Consider the following 17,256-nt stretch of genomic DNA (forward strand, 5'->3'; position numbering starts at 1 on the left):
GAATCGAATGTGTGCTCGGTGAGGAGCGTGACCCTGCATATCGCGCGACGGGGCCCGACGGCCAATCGGCCCCCGTCCCCTGTCACTTCAGCGCCGCCTCCATCATCTTCTGCGCCACCGGCGCCGCCAGGCCGTTGCCGCTGACCTCGGAGCGGGCGGCGCCCGAGTCCTCGATCATGACCGCGACGGCGACCTGCTTCCCGGTCGAGGCGTCCTTCGCGTAGGAGGTGAACCAGGCGTACGGCGTCTTGCTGTTGTTCTCGCCGTGCTGCGCGGTGCCGGTCTTGCCGCCGACCTCCGCGCCGGCCACGGCCGCGTTGGTGGCCGTGCCCTTCTCCACCACGGTCACCATCGCGCTCCGCAGCTGCTCCGCCGTCGACGAGGACACGATCCGCTCGGTGTCCCCGTCCTTGTACGAGCTCAGCGCGTCGCCGTCGGAGTCGACGACCTCCGAGACCATGTGCGGGGCGGCGAGCAGGCCGTCGTTGGCGATCGCCGCCGACACCATCGCCATCTGGAGCGGGGTGGCCGTCACGTCGAACTGGCCGATGCCGGTGAGCGCGGTCTGCGCCTTGTCCATGCCGGAGGGGTACACGCTCGCGTAGGCGCGGACCGGGACGTCCAGCTCGGCGTCGTCGAAGCCGAACTTCTCCGCCATCGCCCTCACCTTGTCCTGCCCCAGGTCGGCGGCCATCTTGGCGAAGACGTTGTTGCAGGAGTACTGGAGCGCGGTGCGGATCGTGGCGTTCTCGCAGGGCGCGGAGGCGTTCTCGTTCGGCAGCACCCTCCGGGTGCCCGGCAGGGTGTACGGGTCGGGGCTCTGCGTCGCCGTGTCCACGGAGCCGTACAGACCGTCCTCGAGCGCGGCGGCCGCGACGACCAGCTTGAAGGTGGACCCGGGCGGGAGCGGCTGCCGGATCGCCCGGTTCACCAGCGGCTTGTCCTCGTCGGCCATCAGCCGCTTCCACACGTCGCCGTCGTGCGTCCCGGAGATCTTCGACGGGTCGTACGAGGGGGTGGAGACCATGGCGAGGATCCGGCCGGTCGCCGGGTCGATCGCGACCGCGGCGCCCTTCTTGCCGCCGAGCGCCCGGTAGGCGGCCTTCTGCACGTCCGGGTCGATCGTCGTGACGACCGTCCCCGGCTCCTGCTGCTTGCGGGTGACCGCGTCCAGGGGGTTCTTCAGCCGGTCGTCGGTGCCGTCGAGGACCTCGGAGTAGATGCCCTCCAGCTGGGTGGCGCCGTACGCCTGTGAGCTGTAGCCGGTGACCGCCGCGTACAGCTCGCCGTCCGTGTACGTCCGCTTGTACGCGAGGTCCGATCCCTCCGTCCTCTTCGAGCCGGTGACCGGGGAGCCGGCCACGACGATGTTCCCGAGCGGCTGCGCGTACTGCGCGATGGTCTTCCGCCGGTTCTTCGAGTCGTCCGCGAGCGCCTTGCCTTCGTACGCCTGCACCCAGGTGGCCCGCCCGAGCAGGGCGAGCACCAGGATCAGAACGAAGACCGACGTGTTCCTGATCGTCTTGTTCATGGCACTGGTGGGGACGAACAGACCGGTGCCCGTCGTTCCGGATGTGTCCCGTTTCTCAGCGAACCTTCATGTCGGTGTCGCATGCGATCATGCCCGGAGCCCCGGGGGGAGGGGCCGGGACGTACGAGGTGGGGAGCCGGCGTGGGTGTGGGTGTGGGCGGGGAGCGGGACGGCACGGGTTCGTCCGTGCCGGACGAGGTCTGGGAGGAGTTCCTGCGGACCTCCGGCGCGGGCGCGGGCGTGGAGCGGGCGCCGCGACGTCCCGGGCGGCGGAGGAAGGGCTGGTACGTGGCGGGATTCCTGGCCGCCCTCGTGCTGCTCGTCGTGGCCCTGGACCCGGGAGGCGTCGTCGGCTGGTCCGGCGGTGACGGTGACCCGCGGCCCCTCGCGCAGGAGTCGGCGCGACCGGACCGGGCACCTCCCGCCGAGCCCGGCGGGCGCGCCACCCTCGCCGAACCCTTCCGGGGCTCCCCGGCGGCCCGCTGGGCGATCGGCACGGCCGGCATCCACGTGCCCGCCGCCGAGGCGACCGGCTGGATGACGAAGGCGGAGGTGGCGCGCGTCCTCGCACGGACCCGCGACTTCCTCGCCGCGTCCGGCCTGGACCCGGCGGTGCTCCGCGGCGGACACCCGGACAGGGCGATCGCCCTGATGAACCCGCACCAGCAGGACGTCCACACCTTCGTCACGACCTCGCTGCGCACCCCCGGCAAGGACAACGACCCGCTCCTGCTCTTCAGCCGCTTCGACCCGGCGCAGGCGCGGCCCGTCGGGGACGTGGTGAAGACCCGCGGCCGGATCTCCTACCGCGAGGGCCGTCGCGGAGCCCTGGAGGTGACCGCCGACGTCACGTACGTGTACCCGGTCGCACCGGCCGGCGGCGGCGACGAGGTCGTGCGGGTGATCGTGCGCCGGGAGACCGTCGTGAGCTGGGACGACCCGTCGAAGGTGATCACCGAGGCGGGCACCTTCAGCCTCGTGTCGTACAAGACCGACATGACGAACGGCGGATGCGACAACGCCACGGGCTACTTCCGGCCGGAGTTCGGCGGGGGTGGTGGCGGCGGGACCGGCGAGGCGGTGGACCCGTACGACCGGACGGGGGCGGTGGGGGTCGGGCGGGGCGGTTGCGGGGTCGCCACGCGCTCCTGACCCACACGGGCCCGCACGCCCGCCCGCTGGGCGGTGCCCCCGCCCGTGTGGGCCTCAGTTCGGCCCCACGAACCCCGACTCGTACGACAGGATCACCGCCTGCGTCCGGTCCCGCGCCCCCAGTTTCGACAGCACCGCCGCCACGTGCGTCTTCACCGTCGCCGCGCCGACGCCGATCCGCGTGGCGATCTCCGCGTTCGTGAGGCCCGTCGCGACCAGGCGGAGCACCTCCGCCTCGCGTTCGGTGAGCCGTGACGCCCAGGGCGGTGCCGCCGGGGGCCGCCGGCGGGCGTGTTCGGCGGCGAGGCCCCGTACCGCCGCCGGGTAGAGCAGCGAGTCGCCGCGCGCGACCAGGCGGACCGCGCTCACCAGCTCCTCCGCCGCCGCCCGCTTCAGCAGGAAGCCCGCCGCGCCGACCCGCAGCGCGTCGTACACGTACGCGTCGTTCTCGAAGGTCGTCACGACCACGATCCGCGGCGGCTCCGCCGAGCCCGCGAGGATCTGCTCCGTGGCCCGGATCCCGTCGATCTCCGGCATCCGCACGTCCATGAGGACGACGTCCGGCCGTTCCGCCCGTACCACCGACACCGCCTCCGCGCCCGTGGACGCCTCGCCGACGACCTCCAGGTCGGGCTCCGCGTCCAGGATGACCCGCAGGGCCGTCCTGACCATCCGCTCGTCGTCGGCGAGGACGATCCTGATCGCCGCCGCCGCGCTCACCGGGGGATCCTGACCGCGAGGCGCCACACGCCGCCCGCCGGACCGGCGTCGGCGGTGCCGCCGAGCAGCCGGGCCCGCTCGGCGATCCCGCGCAGGCCGCGCCCGCCGTCGGGCCGGGTGACCGGGGGACGGTCGGGCAGGGGGTTCTCCATCGTGATCTCCAACTCCTCGGTACGGGCGTCGAGCCGTACGGTCACGGGCGCGCCGCCCGCGTGCCGGGCCGCGTTCGTCAGCCCTTCCTGGACGATCCGGTACGCCTCCCGCGACAGCGTCTCCGGTACGGAGCCCAGCGCGCCGTCCACCGTCAGGGCGACCCGCGGCCCCGCGCCCCGCACGAGGGCCTCCAGGGCGTCGAGCCCCGGCCCCGGACCCTGCTCCGGTGTGCCGTCGTTCCGCAACAGGCCGAGGACCCAGTCCAGTTCGCCGACCGTGCGCCGGGTGGTCTCCTCGATCGCGGTCAGCGCCTCCCGTACGAACTCCAGGTCGGCCCGGTCGCCGTCCAGGACCCGGCGGGCCGCGCCCGCCTGGAGGGTGACCGCGCTGAGGGCGTGGCCGACGGAGTCGTGCAGTTCGCGGGCGAGCCGGTTGCGGGACTCGGCCTCGGCGGCGCGCCGTTCGGCCGCCGCGAGCCGGTCCGCCGGGCTCGGGCCGAGCAGCAGGGGCGCCTGCCGGGCGAGCAGGGCGCCGGTCGCGGCGGCGACGGCGGCGAGCGCGAGCAGCATGAGCAGCCCGGCCGGGAGCCCCGCCCAGACCCACTCGGGCCGGTCGAGCCCCCAGACCCGGCCGAGTTCGGACGCCCGGAGCCCCGGCGAGAACGGCAGCGCCATCACCGACACCGCGAACGGCGGCAGCGCGAGGGTCGCCCCGCTGACCAGCGCCCCGACGCCCAGGTGCAGGGTGAACCAGCCGGCCGTCCTGGCCCTGGCCCGCGCGCCTCGCGCCGGGCCGTCCGCGAACCGCTCGTCCGGCACCCCGCACAGCGCCCGCGCCACCGCCACCGACATGGGCCGGGCCAGCGGGAAGAGCGCGACGGCCGCGGCGAGCGGCAGCCCCGCCGCGTACGCCCCGAACTGCGTCCCGAGGTCGCCGGCGAACAGGCCGCCGTCGTCGAACAGCGGCGCCACGATCAGCGAGCCGACCATCCAGAACGGCATGAACAGCGCACCGCCCAGGATCAGATGGAGCCACCGCAGCCTGGCCCGCTGCCCGAAGAGGGCGGTCGCCGGTCTCACGCGTCGGCGCTCCGCCGCCGCAGAAGCAGTGCCACGCACGCGGCGAGCAGGAACCCGGTGATCATGTCGCCAGCGTAGGACAGCTGTACGAGCCCGGGGACGCGCTTCGTCGGATCCGACTCCGGCAGCAGCGCGACGAGCGACATGTAGGCGCCCCAGCAGCCGGCGCCCGCCGTGGCCGTCCAGGCCAGGGCGAGCGTGGTGCGGAACCGGAGCCGGGCCGGTCGGCGCAGGACCAGGAGGAGGGTGGCGGCGACGGCGACGAGGACGAAGACGAGCCGGTCGGCCTCCAGGACGTGGAAGTCGGCGTCGCGTTCGGCGATGCGCCGGGCGGACAGGCCCGCGGTCGAGCCGGCCGTCCACAGCAGGTGGAGCACGGCGGGCAGGAGCGCGACGACCGATCCGGCCACGGCGAACGCCCGCGCCCCGGGACCGGACGTGCGGGCGGACAGCTCGCCGAGGCGCCCCTGCCACAGGTGGCCCCAGCGGTCCCGGGCGTACAGGGCGAAGAGCGAGCCGAGGGCGAGGCCCTGGAGGATGAACCCGCTGTAGACCACACCGAAGACCCAGCCGTCCAGGAAGGGTTCGCTGGGGGCGGCGGCCTTCTCGTCGCCGGTGAGGAGAGCGACCGCGAGCTGCGCCGGGTAGCCGGTCATGATCGGGGCGAGCAGTCCGGTCGCCGCCCACATGGGGAGGGCGAGGAGCCAGGCGGGGAACCGCCGGCCCCAGGCCTGGGTGAGGAGCAGGGCGAGGACGACGACGAGGACGTCGGCGACGACGGTGACCGAGTTGGCGATCACCATCATCCGCCGGTGTTCCAGGAGGACGCTCCCGGCGGGGATCCCGATCTCGCTGCCCGCCACCCAGGCGACCTTGAGCGAGACGTACGGGAGGCAGGCGACGATCGCGAGGGCGCGCAGCGCCCGGCGGGCGGCGCTCGGACGGGGGCCGGCGGCGGGCGCCGGGGCGGGCGGGTGCACGGTCTGTGTCATGGCTCCACGCTCCCGCGCGGCCCCGGGCGGCCACCTCCTGCCGAGCGGTGAACCGCCTCCGCCGCACGGGGGAGAGGCCCTCCTCCCCGCCGTCGAGCTCACCAGCTACCGCTCCTCCTTCGCGAAGGGCGCGGTCGGCGCCCCGGCGCACTTCCACACCAAGGCCTCGGAGATGTTCTTCGTGCTCGACGGCTCGCTCCAGGTCCTGGTCGGCGAGGAGCTGACCGTCCTGGAGAAGGGCGACTTCCTGCTCGTCCCGCCGCACACCCCGCACGCCTTCGCCGCGGCGCCCGGCGCCGAGGCCGACGTCCTCTTCGCCTTCACGCCCGGCATGGCCCGCTTCGACTACCTGCGCCTGCTCGGCCGCGTCATGCGGGGCGAGGCGAGCTCCGAGGAGATCAAGGCCTCCTCGGAGCAGTACGACAACCACTACGTCGAGAGCCCGGTGTGGCAGCAGGCCCTCGCCGACCGCGCATGAGGCCGGGGCGCGTGAGGCCGGGGCGCGTGAGGCCGACCGCGCGTGAGGCCGGCCGTGCGTGAGCGGGTGATCAGAGGCGGCGGGTCGCGAGGGTCAGCCGGTCCCGCGCGTCGAACAGCGCGTCCTTGATCATCTGCTCATGGGCCGGGGTGAGCCGCGCCACCGGCACCGAGCAGCTGATCGCGTCCCGCGCCGGGGTCCGGTAGGGGATCGCGACGCCGAAGCAGCGCAGCCCCAGCGTCTTCTCCTCGCGGTCCACCGCGTAGCCCTGCTCGCGGACCGCGTGCAGCTCCTCGACGAGCTTCTCGCGGTCGGTGATCGTGTGCTCGGTCAGCGCCGGGAGCACCTCCGGGAGCAGCTTGCGCACCTGCTCGTCGCCGAGGGTGGCGAGCAGCGCCTTGCCCAGGGCGGTCGAGTGCGCGGGCAGCCGGCGCCCGACCCGGGCGAACGGCCGCAGATAGTGCTGGGACTGACGGGTCGCCAGATAGACGACGTTGGTGCCGTCGAGCCGCGCCAGGTGGATGGTCTCGGTGGTGTCGTCGGAGAGCCGGTCGAGGGTGGGCCGGGAGGCGGCCACCACCTCGTCGCCGTCGATGTACGAGGTGCCGACGAGCAGCGCCCGCACCCCGATCCCGTACCGCGTGCCCGTCGCGTCCGTCTCCACCCAGCCCAGCTCGACCAGGGTGCGCAGCAGCATGTACAGGCTGGACTTGGGGTAGCCGACGGCCTCCTGGACGGTGGCGAGCGAGTGCATCCCGGGGCGTCCCGCGAAGTACTCGAGCAGCTCCACGGTCCGCACCGCGGACTTCACCTGCGCCCCACCCGCGTCGGCAGTCGCCACGCCCTCACCCCTTTTCCGTTGTCCGGCCGCCCACCCGCCGCCCGGCCGGACGGGGCCCTTGTGGAGACGGCCGGGCCGTCCATAGAGTCCCCACCAGATGCGTTCATCTACAGGAACTGCGTTCAGAATAGCGAACAGGGGCGTGGCGGTGGCGGCAGAACCAGTGTGGAGCGTGGACCCCCGGACGGGGAAGCCGCGCGAGCAGGTTGCGGTGGAGGCCACAGCCGAGGAGGTCGACCAGGCCGTCAGAGCGGCGCGGGCCACCCGCGAGGCCCTCGCCGACCGCGCGCTGCGGGCCGCCTTCCTCCGTACCGCCGCCGACCTCCTCGACGCCTCCGGCGAGCACGTCGTCGAGGCGGCCGACGCCGAGACCGCCCTCGGGCCCGTCCGCCTCACCGGCGAACTCGCGCGCACCACCGGTCAGTTGCGCGCCTTCGCGGAGGTCGTCGAGGACGGTTCCTTCCTCGACGTCCGGATCGACCGGCCCGACGCCGCGGCCGTCCCGCCCCGGCCCGACCTGCGCCGCTGGAAGATCCCGCTCGGCGTCGTCGCCGTCTACGCCGCGAGCAACTTCCCGCTCGCCTTCTCCGTCCCCGGCGGCGACACCGCGAGCGCCCTCGCGGCCGGCTGCCCCGTGGTCGTCAAGGCCCACCCCGACCACCCCGCCACCTCCGAGCTCTGCGCCTCCCTGCTGCGCCGGGCCGCGGTCAAGGCCGGACTCCCCGAGGACGTCCTCGTCCTCGTCCACGGCTTCGACGCGGGCCTGGAGCTCGTCCGCCACCCGCTCGTCGCCGCGGCCGGATTCACCGGCTCGATCCGCGGCGGCCGGGCCCTCTTCGACGCGGCCGTCGCCCGCCCCGTCCCCATCCCCTTCCACGGCGAACTCGGCTCCCTCAACCCGGTCGTGGTCACCGAGGCCGCCGCCGCGGAGCGCGCCGGGGAGATCGGCGCCGGGCTCGCCGGCTCCCTGACCCTGGGCGCCGGCCAGTTCTGCACCAAGCCCGGCCTCGTCCTCGCCCCCCGGGGAGCGGACGGCGACCGTTTCCTCGACGCCCTCACCGCCGCCGTCAGCGAGACCGAACCGGCCGTCATGCTCGACCACCGGATGCGGGACGCCTTCGTCGCCGGCGTCGCCGAGCGCGCCGCGCTCGCCGGAGTGCACAGCCCGGTCACCCCCGGCGCGGGCGGCGCCCACACCGTCAGCGCCGGAGTCCTCGCCGTCGACGCCGCCGCCCTCGCCGGCGGCGGCCACGGCCTCCTCCTGGAGGAGTGCTTCGGACCGGTCACCGTCGTCGCCCGCTACTCCACCCGCGAGGAGGTGACCGCCGTCCTCGGCCTGCTGCCCGGCAACCTCACGGCCACCCTGCACATCGCCGAGGATGCCGCCGAGGACCCCGACGCGGCCCCGCTGCTCGCCGAGCTCACCCCGCTGGCCGGCCGCCTCCTCGTCAACGGCTGGCCCACCGGCGTCGCCGTCGCCCCCGCCCAGCACCACGGCGGCCCCTACCCGGCCACCACCTCCACCTCCACCTCGGTCGGCGCCACCGCGATCGAGCGCTGGCTGCGCCCGGTCACGTACCAGTCGACGCCCGGCCACCTCCTCCCGCCGGAACTCCGCGACGGCAACCCGCTGGGCGTGCCGAGGCGCTGACACCCCTCAGGAGGAGACGCGCACCACGATCTTCCCGAGGTGCGTGTTCGACTCCATCAGCCGGTGGGCGTCGGCGATCCGCTCCAGACCCTCGAAGGTCTCGGCGATCACCGGCGCCAGGGAGCCGTCCCGCAGCCCCGAGCCGATGAACCCGGCCGCGCGCCGGCGCCCCTCCTCCGTCCGGGCGAGCGCCCCGTTCGCGTACGTGTGCGTGGTCAGCGGCCAGTTCATCGACAGCTCGATCGGCCGCGGGTCCAGCCAGCCGTACAGGACGGCGGTGCCACCAGGCCGCAGCGCGTCGCCGAGCCGGGCGAAGCCGGGCCCGCCGATCGCGTCGAAGGCCAGGTCGGCGCCCGCCCCGCCGGTGATCCGCCGCACCTCACCGACCAGGTCTTCTGTAGCCGTGGTGATCACATGCGCGGCCCCGAGCTCCAAGAGCCGCTTCCGCTTCCCCTCGCCGCGGGTGGTGGCGATCGGCACCGCGCCGATCCGCAGCGCCGTCTGCACCGCGGCCGTCCCCACCCCGCTCGACGCGCCCGTGATCACCACGTGGTCGCCGGGACGCAGCCCGCCGGTCAGCACCATCCCGCCGTACGCGGTGAAGTAGCTCAGCCAGACCGCCGCCGCCGTCACCGCGTCCACGCCCTCGGGCCGGGCCACCACGTACTCCTCGGGCAGCACCACCCGCTCCGCGTACACGCCGTACGTGCCGAAGTCGAAGTTGGCCGCCGCCATCACCGGGTCGCCCGGGGCGTACGCCGTGACGCCCGCGCCGACCGCCTCGACCACCCCCGCCGCCTCGTAGCCGAGTCGCGAACCCGGCAGCGTCGCCGGGTAGTGGTACGTGCCGGAGCGGAACAGCGCCTCGGCGCGGTTCAGTCCGATCGCCTCGACCCGGACGAGGACCTCCCCGGGACCGGGGTCAGGCAGCGGCACCTCCTCGACCCTCAGCACCTCGGGCCCGCCGAGCTCGTGGAAGAGAACAGCCTTCGTCGTCATGCCTGTTGTCGTCATGACGATCACGTTAGAAAGAACGGGAAAGACGATCCATGTCCTCCCGGCTCCCCGTCATGTCCGATCGTCTCGCCCGCTACCGTTCAGGTCATGGACGTACTGAGCGATGCCATCGCCTCCATGCGCACCGGGCGCCCGCACTCCTCCCGCACGGTCCGCTTCGCCCCCTGGGGTTACCGCTTCCCCCCGAGCATGGGCGCCGGATTCCACGTCCTCCTCCAGGGCACCGCCTGGCTGCTGCCCCCGGACGACGGCGCCCCCGTCCGGCTCGGCCCCGGCGACATCGTCCTCGTCGCCCACGCCACCGGCCACGGCCTCGCCGACCGGCCCGACACCCCGCTGGTCGACGCCGTCCTCGCCCCCGACGGCTCCTGGCCCACCCGGCCCGCCCGGGGACCCGTCGGCGCCGAGGAGACCCTGCTGCTCTGCGGCTCCTACCAGCTCAACCGGGCCCGCGCCCACCCCCTGCTCACCGAACTGCCGCCGTACGTCCACCTCCCCGCCCGGATCGGCGCCCACCCCCGGCTGCGCGCCGCCGTCGACCTGCTCGGCGCCGAACTCGCCGAACCCCAGCCGGGATCCGACGCCGTCGTCCCCGCCCTCCTCGACACCCTGCTCCTGTACCTGCTGCGCACCTGGTGGCTCACCGAGTGCGGCGACCGCTCCACCGGCTGGTCGGCCGCGCTGAGCGACCCGGCCGTCGCGGGCGCCCTGCGCGCCCTCCACGGCGACCCCGCCAGGGCGTGGACGGTCGAGGAACTCGGCGCGCTCGGCGGCCTCTCCCGCGCCGCCTTCGCCCGCCGTTTCACCACCCTCGTCGGACGCCCGCCCCTCGCGTACCTCACCTGGTGGCGCATGACCACGGCGGGCCGCCTGCTCCGCTCCGACGACCTCCCCCTCCGCGCGGTCGCCGAACGCTCCGGCTACTCCTCGGAGTTCGCCTTCGCCAAGGCCTTCAAGCGCGAGTACGGGATGGCACCGGGCCGGTACCGCAAGGGCGCCGAGGGCCTGGCCGGCGGATCAGGCTCGCGGCCCCGGCCCTGATCCGCCGGACAGGCCCTCGCGCGTCCCGCGGCGCGGAAGGCGCAGCGAGGCCAGGGCCGTCAGGGTCAGCAGGCCCGCGCTGATCAGCAGGGTCGTCGGGAGGGCCGTGTCGAAGCCCCGGGCCGCCAGGGAGCCGAAGACCGCGATGGCGAGCGCGCCCGCCGTCTGCCGGATCGCGTTCAGGAGACCGGCCGCCGTGCCCGCCCGCTCCGCCGGGACGGCCTCCATCATCGCCGCGATCAGCGGCGGCAGCGAGAACCCGGCCCCGAGCGCAAGCGGCACGAGGAGCAGGGCCTGCGCCACCCGCGAGGAGTCCGCGTCCACGGTGAGCAGACCGAGGAGCCCGGCCACCCCGACCGCCTGGCCCAGGACGATCGGCAGCCGTGCCCCGTACCGCGCCGCCACCTTCGCCGACAGGATGTTGACCCCGGCGAGCAGCCCCGTCATCGGCAGGAACATCAGCCCCGCGCCGAGCGCCGAGAGCCCGAGCACCTGCTGGAAGAACAGGCTGAACACGAACACCATGCCGTAGAAGGCCACGCTGTTCGCCGCGCCCGCCGTCACCGCCACCGCCACCGTCGTGTTCCGGAACAGCCCCAGCGGCACCATCGGATGCCGCCGCCGCGCCTCGATCAGCAGGAACGCCGCGAACGCGGCCACCGCGACCCCCAGCGCCCACCAGGCCTTCGTGCCGCCCTCGATCGCCGCGAAGGTCAGCGCCCCGAGCGCCGTCATCGCCGTCAGCTGGCCCGGCACGTCCAGCGGGGCGGGCCTGCGCGCCGAGCGGGCCACCCGTGCCAGCAGGACGAGCGCGAGGAGGCCGAGCGGCAGGTTGATGAAGAAGATCCCGCGCCAGCTCCAGGCCGTGGTCAGCGCCCCGCCCGCGACCGGGCCGAGGGCCACCGCGACCGTGCCGCCCGCCGCCCACAGCGACACCGCCCGGGCCCGCCGCCCGGGATCGCCGTACGCCTCCCGTACGAGTGCCAGGGAGGCCGGCAGCATCACGGCCGCCGCCGCGCCCTGTACCGCCCGGGCGGCCAGCAGACCCGGGAGGCCCGGGGCCAGACCGCAGGCGGCCGAGGCGAGCGTGAAGACGACGACCCCCGCCCCGTACGCCCGGCTCGCCCCGACGCGGTCGGCGAGCGCCCCGCTGGAGAGCAGCAGCGCGGCGAAGGCCAGCGTGTACGAGTCGACCACCCACTGCAGCCCGGACATCCCGGCCCGCAGGTCGGCGCCGATCGCGGGCAGGGCGACGTTGACGACGGAGGTGTCGAGGGTGATGAGGGCGAAGCCGAGCATGGCGGCCGCGAGGGCGGGGCCGGGGGAGGGGGAAGGGGCGTCGCGACGGACAACGGGGCCTGTGCTGAGGACTGTTGAGGACATGCGTCCAGCTTCGTGACCTGCGGGCCCGTACAGTAGTGGCGGGAATGCCATACGACCGGAGGTTCTGGCCATGACCGTCGAGTCCCGGGTCCGGGGCGTCCAGCGCGTCGCCGTGATCGCCGCCCCGCCCGTCTCGATGTTCAACCTGGCCATCCCGGAGATGCTCTTCGGGAAGGTCGAGATCGACGGCGGACCCGGGTACGAGACGGTCATCTGCGCCCCCGACCCGGGGCCCGTCACCACCACCGGCGGCCTCGACCTGGTCGTCCCGCGCGGGCTCGACGCCGTCGAGGGGGCCGACACCGTGATCCTCGCGGGCAGCGGCGCGTACACGGACCCCGACCCGCGCGTCCTCGACGTCCTGCGCGCGGCCGCCGACGCCGGCAAGCGGATCGCCTCCATCTGCACCGGCGCCTTCGCGCTCGCCGAGGCCGGACTGCTCGACGGCCGGGCGGCGACGACGTACTGGGCCTACCGGCCGCTGCTCGCCGCCCGGCATCCGGCCGTCGACCTCCAGGACGACGTCCTCTTCGTCCAGGACGGCCCCGTGCTCACCTCCTCCGGATACGCGGCGGGCATCGACCTCTGCCTGCACGTCATCCGCACCGACCACGGCGCCGCCGTCGCCAACGCGGTCGCCCGCCTCGCGCTCGTCGCGCCCGTCCGGCCCGGCGGCCAGACCCAGTTCACCCAGACCCCGCTGCCACCCGAGCGCGGGGTCTCCTTCGCCGACACGCGCGCGTGGGCGATGGAACACCTCGACGAACCCCTCGGCCTCACCGACCTCGCCCGGCAGGCCGGGGTCTCCGTCCGCACCCTCTCGCGCCGCTTCCACGCGGAGACCGGCGTCAGCCCGCTCCAGTGGCTGCTGCACCAGCGCGTCGAGCGGGCGAAGGAGCTCCTGGAGACCACCTCCTTCCCCATGGAGCAGGTGGCCCGCGCGAGCGGCCTCGGCTCCGCGGACTCGCTGCGGCAGCACGTGGTGCGCCGCACCGGCCTCACCCCGAGCGCCTACCGGGCCTCCTTCAACCGCATGGTGCCGCGCCTCACACCGGGGCCGTAACCGGAATGAACCGGACCGCCGTGTGCGTTCCCCCTGCGGAACACCCCCACCGGCAACCCCTCGGAGAGAAGTCACATGCGCGTCGAGATCTGGAGCGACATCGCCTGCCCCTGGTGCTACATCGGCAAGGCCCGCTTCGAGAAGGGGCTCGCGGCCTTCGCCCACCGCGACGACGTCGAGGTCGTGCACCGCTCCTTCGAGCTCGACCCGAACCGCGCCAAGGGCGACACCGGACCCGTCCTGGAGATGCTGGCGAAGAAGTACGGCCGCACCCTCGACGAGGCCCGCGCCATGGAGGCGCACGTCGCGTCGAACGCGCACTCCGAGGGCCTCGACTACCTCACCGACGGCCGCGACCACGGCAACACCTTCGACATCCACCGGCTGCTCCACCTCGCCAAGGAGCGCGGCCGCCAGAACGAGCTCCTGGACCTGGCCTACCGGGCCAACTTCGCCGAGGAGCGCTCCGTCTTCGACGCCGAGACCCTGGTGACCCTGGGCGTGGAGGCCGGTCTCGACGAGACCGAGGTCCGGGCCGTCCTCGCCGACGAGACCGCCTACGCCGAGGCCGTACGGGCCGACGAGCGCGAGGCCGCCGAACTCGGCGCCAACGGCGTGCCGTTCTTCGTCCTCGACCGCCGCTACGGCGTCTCCGGCGGCCAGCCCGCCGAGGTCTTCACCCAGGCCCTGGAGCAGGCCTGGCAGGGCCGGGTCCTCCAGCCGGTCGGCTCCGACGCGGAGGTCTGCGGCCCGGACGGCGCCTGCGAGGTCCCGCAGGCCTGACCGCGCCACCTCTGACCTGCGGAGATAAGAGCGGCTTGGAGTCTCCCCACGATCGGATCGCCATTGACGGATGATCGTGGGGGACCCAGGGTGGGGGCATGGATTCCCTTGACCAGCCGCTCGGCGGCGCCGAGTTCGCGCCCAAGAACACCACGTATCTGAACACCTCCGCCTGCGGGCTGCTGCCCCGCCGGGCCGTCGAGGCCGTCACCCTCCTCGCGGAGGAGACCGCCGTCGGCCGCGCGGACGGCGCCGGCAGCTTCGACATCGTGGACGAGGCCCGCGCCGCCTTCGGCCGGATCGCCGGCGTCTCCCACGAGCGCGTCGCCGTCGGCAGCGCGGTCGCGGTCCACTGCGGGATGATCGCCCAGTCGCTGCCGTCCGGGGCCGAAGTCCTCTTCCCCGAGGGCGACTTCTCCTCCGTCATCACCCCGTTCACCATCCGCGGCGACCTCAAGACCCGCTTCGTGCCGCTTGAGCGGCTCGCCGAGTCCGTCCGGCCCGGCACCGCGCTCGTCGCCTTCTCCGCCGTGCAGTCGGCGGACGGCCGCACGGCCGACTTCGCGGCGATACGGGAGGCCGCGGCCGCCCACGGCGCCCGCACCCTCATGGACGCCACCCAGTCGGCGGGCTGGCTGCCGCTGCGTGCGGGGGACTGGGACTACACGGTCACCGCCGGCTACAAGTACCTGCTCTGCCCCCGCGGCGCGTCCTTCCTCACCGTCACCGAGGAGGCGCAGGACTCGCTGCTCGCGATCCACGCGGGCTGGGTCACGGGCGAGGAGCTGTGGGGCAACACCTACGGCCCGGTCCGTGAACTGGCCGGCACCGCCCGCCGTTTCGACGAGCCGGCCGCGTTCCTCGCGTACCACGGGGCCGCCCGTTCGCTCGCCCTCCTGGAGGAGATAGGCATCGAGCGGATCGAGGCCCACAACAAGGGGCTCGCGGCCCGCTTCCGCTCCGGCCTCCTCGACCTCGGGCACGCGCCGGTCATGGACGACTCGACGGTCGTCGCCATCCCCGGCCTCGGCGACCGCGCGGACGCCCTGCGCGAGGCGGGCATCCTCCTCTCGTCCCGCGCGGGCAACCTGCGGGCGTCGTTCCACGTGTACAACACGTCGGCGGACGTGGACCACGCCCTGGAGGTCCTGGCGGGCTGAGCCCCAGGGCTGCACCCGGCGGCCCGGCACCGGCCAGACGGCGCCTGGCCCGGCCCGTCGTTACGGCGGCGCCCAGCCTGGCCTGGTGTGAGCGGACGGCGCCACGCCCGGCCTCGCGTTACGGCGGCGCTCAGCCCGGCCCCGCGTTACGGCGGCGCTCACCCCGGCCCGGCCCGGCGCCAGCCGGACGGCGCCCGGCCCGGCCCGGCGTGAGCCGATGGCGCCACGCAAGGCCTCGCGTTACGGCGGCGCTCACCCCGGCCCGGCCCGGCGCCAGACAGACGGCGCCCCGCCTGGCCCAGCGCCAGCCGGACGGCGCCCCGCCCCGGCCCTGCGCCAGCCAGAACGCGCTCCGCCCCGGGCATCAGCAGGCTCCGCCCGCCCCCGGGCCGCACGTGCTCTCCTCGTCCGCCTCTGCCTTCAGGTTCTCGCCCACGAGGCCGAGGAGGCGGGCGAGTTCCGCCCGGTCGGCCGGGGTGAGGCCGGCGAGGGTGCTCTCCTCCAGGTCCGCCCAGGCGCCCTCGACCCCGGCGCGCAGGGCCAGGCCCTGCTCCGTCGCCTCGACCAGGACCGCGCGCCGGTCGGCCGGGTCCGGGCTGCGGCGGACGTATCCGCACTGCTCCATGCGCTGGAGCATCTTCGTCACCGTGGAGGGGTCGAGGCCGAGCGACTGGATGAGCTCCGACTGGCGGACCGCCCCGCAGTCCCACAGGCGCATCATCATCAGCTCCTGGCCCGGGTAGAGCCCGAGGTCCCGCAGTCGCCGGCCCATGCCGATCCGATGCAGCCGCGCGACCCACGCGAGGGCGTGGCTGACGGTCCCGGTGCACGCCGCGGAGGGCTGCGGCCCGGCGGACGGGGCGGTACAGACGGGGTCGGTTCCTGACATGCGGGGCTCCTCGGGACGGTTCTTCCCCAAGATTACCTTGGTCGGCCAAATGAATGGGTTACAGTGGCAGCGGCCCAATTAGTTGGCCGACCACATATTTCTGTGAGGGACAGTCGTGACCACTGCATTCGACCCCATCGACCTCGCCGGAACCCGCCTCGCCAACCGCATCGCGATGGCCCCCATGACCCGCAGCCGCGCCAACGGCGAGGACGGCACCCCCACCGCGATCGTCGCCGAGTACTACGCCCAGCGCGCCTCCGCCGGCCTGATCATCACCGAGGGCGTCTTCCCGGTCGCCGAGGGCCAGGGCTACCCCGACACCCCCGGACTCCACAGCCGCGAGCAGATCGCCGCCTGGCGCGAGGTCACCACCGCCGTCCACGAGCGCGGCGGCCGGATCTTCGCCCAGCTCATGCACTCCGGCCGGATCGGCCACCCCGACCTCCTCGACGGCGACCTCCACCCCGTCGGCCCCTCGCCCGTCGCCGCCGCCGGCCAGGTCTACACCCACGAGGGCCCCAAGGACTTCGTCGCCCCGCGCGAGCTCACCGGCGACCAGGTGCGCGAGGCCGTCGCCGGCTTCGCCTCCGCCGCCCGCAACGCCGTCGAGGCCGGCTTCGACGGCGTCGAGATCCACGGCGCCAACGGCTATCTGATCCAGCAGTTCCTCGCCTCCGGCTCCAACCACCGCACCGACGAGTGGGGCGGCCCCGTCGAGAACCGCATCCGCTTCGCCGTCGAGGTCGTCAAGGCCGTCGCCGCCGAGATCGGCCCCGAGCGCACCGGCCTGCGCATCTCCCCGGCCGGCACGCTCAACGACATCAGCGAGACCGACACCGACGAGCTCTACGCCCAGCTGCTCACCGCGATCGAGCCCGTCGGCATCGCCTACCTCCACGTCCTGGAGGCCGGCCCCGAGCAGCGCCCGCTCGTCCTCGACCTGCGCAAGCGGTTCGCCGGCGCCTTCATCCTCAACCCGGCCACCGGCGCCGTCCCGACCGGCGCCGAGTCGCTGGCCCTGGTCGAGGACGGCACCGCCGACCTCGTCGCGTACGGCAGGCTCTTCATCGCCAACCCCGACCTGCCCGCCCGCCTGAAGGCCGACGGCCCCTACGCCACCCCGAACCCCGCCACCATGTACGCCGGCGGCCCCGAGGGCTACATCGACTACCCCGCGCTGTAGGTCGCGGGTACGGGGGGGGGGGGGGGGGGGGGGGGGGGGGGGCGCCGCCCCCCCCCCCCCCCCCCCCCCCCCGGGGGGGTGAATAGAGGCGGGGGGGGGGGGGGGGGGGGGAGTCAAGAACACAAAGACAGGGGCGG

At 74.5% G+C, this 17,256-nt stretch carries 16 protein-coding genes; 8 read left to right on the forward strand and 8 right to left on the reverse strand.

The features are described 5' to 3' along the window. Nucleotides 1–82: 82 nt before the first annotated feature. Nucleotides 83–1,531 carry a peptidoglycan D,D-transpeptidase FtsI family protein gene (locus ACZ7HT_RS23920; protein ID WP_471169258.1) on the reverse strand — a complete coding sequence of 483 codons (1,449 nt, stop codon included), beginning with the start codon at nt 1,529–1,531 and terminating at the stop codon, nt 83–85. Between the two features lie 147 nt (nt 1,532–1,678). Here ACZ7HT_RS23920 and ACZ7HT_RS23925 point away from each other — a divergent pair, with 147 nt between their 5' ends. Next, entirely contained in the window at nt 1,679–2,683 is a 1,005-nt protein-coding gene (locus ACZ7HT_RS23925) for a hypothetical protein (protein WP_471169348.1), read from the forward strand. Nucleotides 2,684–2,737: 54 nt separating this feature from the next. On the opposite strand, the gene ACZ7HT_RS23930 is transcribed toward ACZ7HT_RS23925, so the two are convergent. From ACZ7HT_RS23930 to ACZ7HT_RS23940, 3 genes are read right to left on the reverse strand one after another with little or no spacing between them, the layout of a single operon-like run. Then, nucleotides 2,738–3,355, reverse strand: coding sequence for a response regulator (locus tag ACZ7HT_RS23930; RefSeq protein ID WP_471169351.1), 618 nt, complete (start codon nt 3,353–3,355; stop codon nt 2,738–2,740). A 44-nt stretch (nt 3,356–3,399) separates the two neighbouring features. After that, nucleotides 3,400–4,635, reverse strand: coding sequence for a sensor histidine kinase (locus ACZ7HT_RS23935; RefSeq protein WP_471169260.1), 1,236 nt, complete (start codon nt 4,633–4,635; stop codon nt 3,400–3,402). Next, nucleotides 4,632–5,627, reverse strand: coding sequence for a hypothetical protein (locus ACZ7HT_RS23940; RefSeq protein WP_471169263.1), 996 nt, complete (start codon nt 5,625–5,627; stop codon nt 4,632–4,634). The genes ACZ7HT_RS23935 and ACZ7HT_RS23940 overlap by 4 nt, the downstream gene beginning before the upstream one ends. On the opposite strand from ACZ7HT_RS23940, the gene ACZ7HT_RS23945 reads away from it, so the two are divergent. Continuing rightward, nucleotides 5,626–6,105, forward strand: coding sequence for a cupin domain-containing protein (locus ACZ7HT_RS23945; protein ID WP_471169265.1), 480 nt, complete (start codon nt 5,626–5,628; stop codon nt 6,103–6,105). The genes ACZ7HT_RS23940 and ACZ7HT_RS23945 overlap by 2 nt on opposite strands. A gap of 70 nt (nt 6,106–6,175) precedes the next feature. Here the strand turns inward: ACZ7HT_RS23945 and ACZ7HT_RS23950 are convergent, their stop codons facing one another. Next, nucleotides 6,176–6,946, reverse strand: a complete 771-nt coding sequence (locus tag ACZ7HT_RS23950; protein WP_471169268.1) for an IclR family transcriptional regulator — start codon at nt 6,944–6,946, stop codon at nt 6,176–6,178. Nucleotides 6,947–7,094: 148 nt separating this feature from the next. On the opposite strand from ACZ7HT_RS23950, the gene ACZ7HT_RS23955 reads away from it, so the two are divergent. Then, nucleotides 7,095–8,597 carry an aldehyde dehydrogenase (NADP(+)) gene (locus tag ACZ7HT_RS23955; protein ID WP_471169270.1) on the forward strand — a complete coding sequence of 501 codons (1,503 nt, stop codon included), beginning with the start codon at nt 7,095–7,097 and terminating at the stop codon, nt 8,595–8,597. A 6-nt stretch (nt 8,598–8,603) separates the two neighbouring features. Here the strand turns inward: ACZ7HT_RS23955 and ACZ7HT_RS23960 are convergent, their stop codons facing one another. Beyond that, nucleotides 8,604–9,611 (reverse strand): zinc-dependent alcohol dehydrogenase family protein, encoded by a 1,008-nt coding sequence (locus ACZ7HT_RS23960; RefSeq protein ID WP_471169272.1) that lies wholly within the window; start codon nt 9,609–9,611, stop codon nt 8,604–8,606. A gap of 90 nt (nt 9,612–9,701) precedes the next feature. Here ACZ7HT_RS23960 and ACZ7HT_RS23965 point away from each other — a divergent pair, with 90 nt between their 5' ends. After that, nucleotides 9,702–10,655 (forward strand): AraC family transcriptional regulator, encoded by a 954-nt coding sequence (locus ACZ7HT_RS23965; protein ID WP_471169274.1) that lies wholly within the window; start codon nt 9,702–9,704, stop codon nt 10,653–10,655. Here the strand turns inward: ACZ7HT_RS23965 and ACZ7HT_RS23970 are convergent. Further along, nucleotides 10,632–12,038, reverse strand: coding sequence for an MFS transporter (locus ACZ7HT_RS23970; RefSeq protein ID WP_471169277.1), 1,407 nt, complete (start codon nt 12,036–12,038; stop codon nt 10,632–10,634). The two genes, ACZ7HT_RS23965 and ACZ7HT_RS23970, sit on opposite strands and share 24 nt — an antisense overlap. Before the next feature lie 70 nt (nt 12,039–12,108). Between ACZ7HT_RS23970 and ACZ7HT_RS23975 the strand changes: the two genes are divergently transcribed. The 3 genes from ACZ7HT_RS23975 (at nt 12,109) to ACZ7HT_RS23985 (ending at nt 15,044) form a co-directional block, all read left to right on the forward strand. Continuing rightward, nucleotides 12,109–13,101 (forward strand): GlxA family transcriptional regulator, encoded by a 993-nt coding sequence (locus tag ACZ7HT_RS23975; RefSeq protein ID WP_471169280.1) that lies wholly within the window; start codon nt 12,109–12,111, stop codon nt 13,099–13,101. A gap of 75 nt (nt 13,102–13,176) precedes the next feature. Continuing rightward, nucleotides 13,177–13,884, forward strand: coding sequence for a DsbA family oxidoreductase (locus ACZ7HT_RS23980; RefSeq protein WP_471169283.1), 708 nt, complete (start codon nt 13,177–13,179; stop codon nt 13,882–13,884). A gap of 98 nt (nt 13,885–13,982) precedes the next feature. Further along, a complete protein-coding gene (locus ACZ7HT_RS23985; RefSeq protein WP_471169285.1) occupies nt 13,983–15,044 on the forward strand; it encodes an aminotransferase class V-fold PLP-dependent enzyme in 1,062 nt (353 codons plus the stop codon). Nucleotides 15,045–15,408: 364 nt separating this feature from the next. Here ACZ7HT_RS23985 and ACZ7HT_RS23990 read toward each other — a convergent pair whose 3' ends face one another. Continuing rightward, nucleotides 15,409–15,933 (reverse strand): MarR family winged helix-turn-helix transcriptional regulator, encoded by a 525-nt coding sequence (locus ACZ7HT_RS23990; protein WP_471169288.1) that lies wholly within the window; start codon nt 15,931–15,933, stop codon nt 15,409–15,411. A gap of 115 nt (nt 15,934–16,048) precedes the next feature. Here ACZ7HT_RS23990 and ACZ7HT_RS23995 point away from each other — a divergent pair, with 115 nt between their 5' ends. Next, nucleotides 16,049–17,119, forward strand: coding sequence for an alkene reductase (locus ACZ7HT_RS23995; RefSeq protein WP_471169291.1), 1,071 nt, complete (start codon nt 16,049–16,051; stop codon nt 17,117–17,119). The last annotated feature ends 137 nt before the right edge of the window (nt 17,120–17,256 follow it).

This window comes from Streptomyces sp. NPDC037410, from assembly GCF_055602235.1.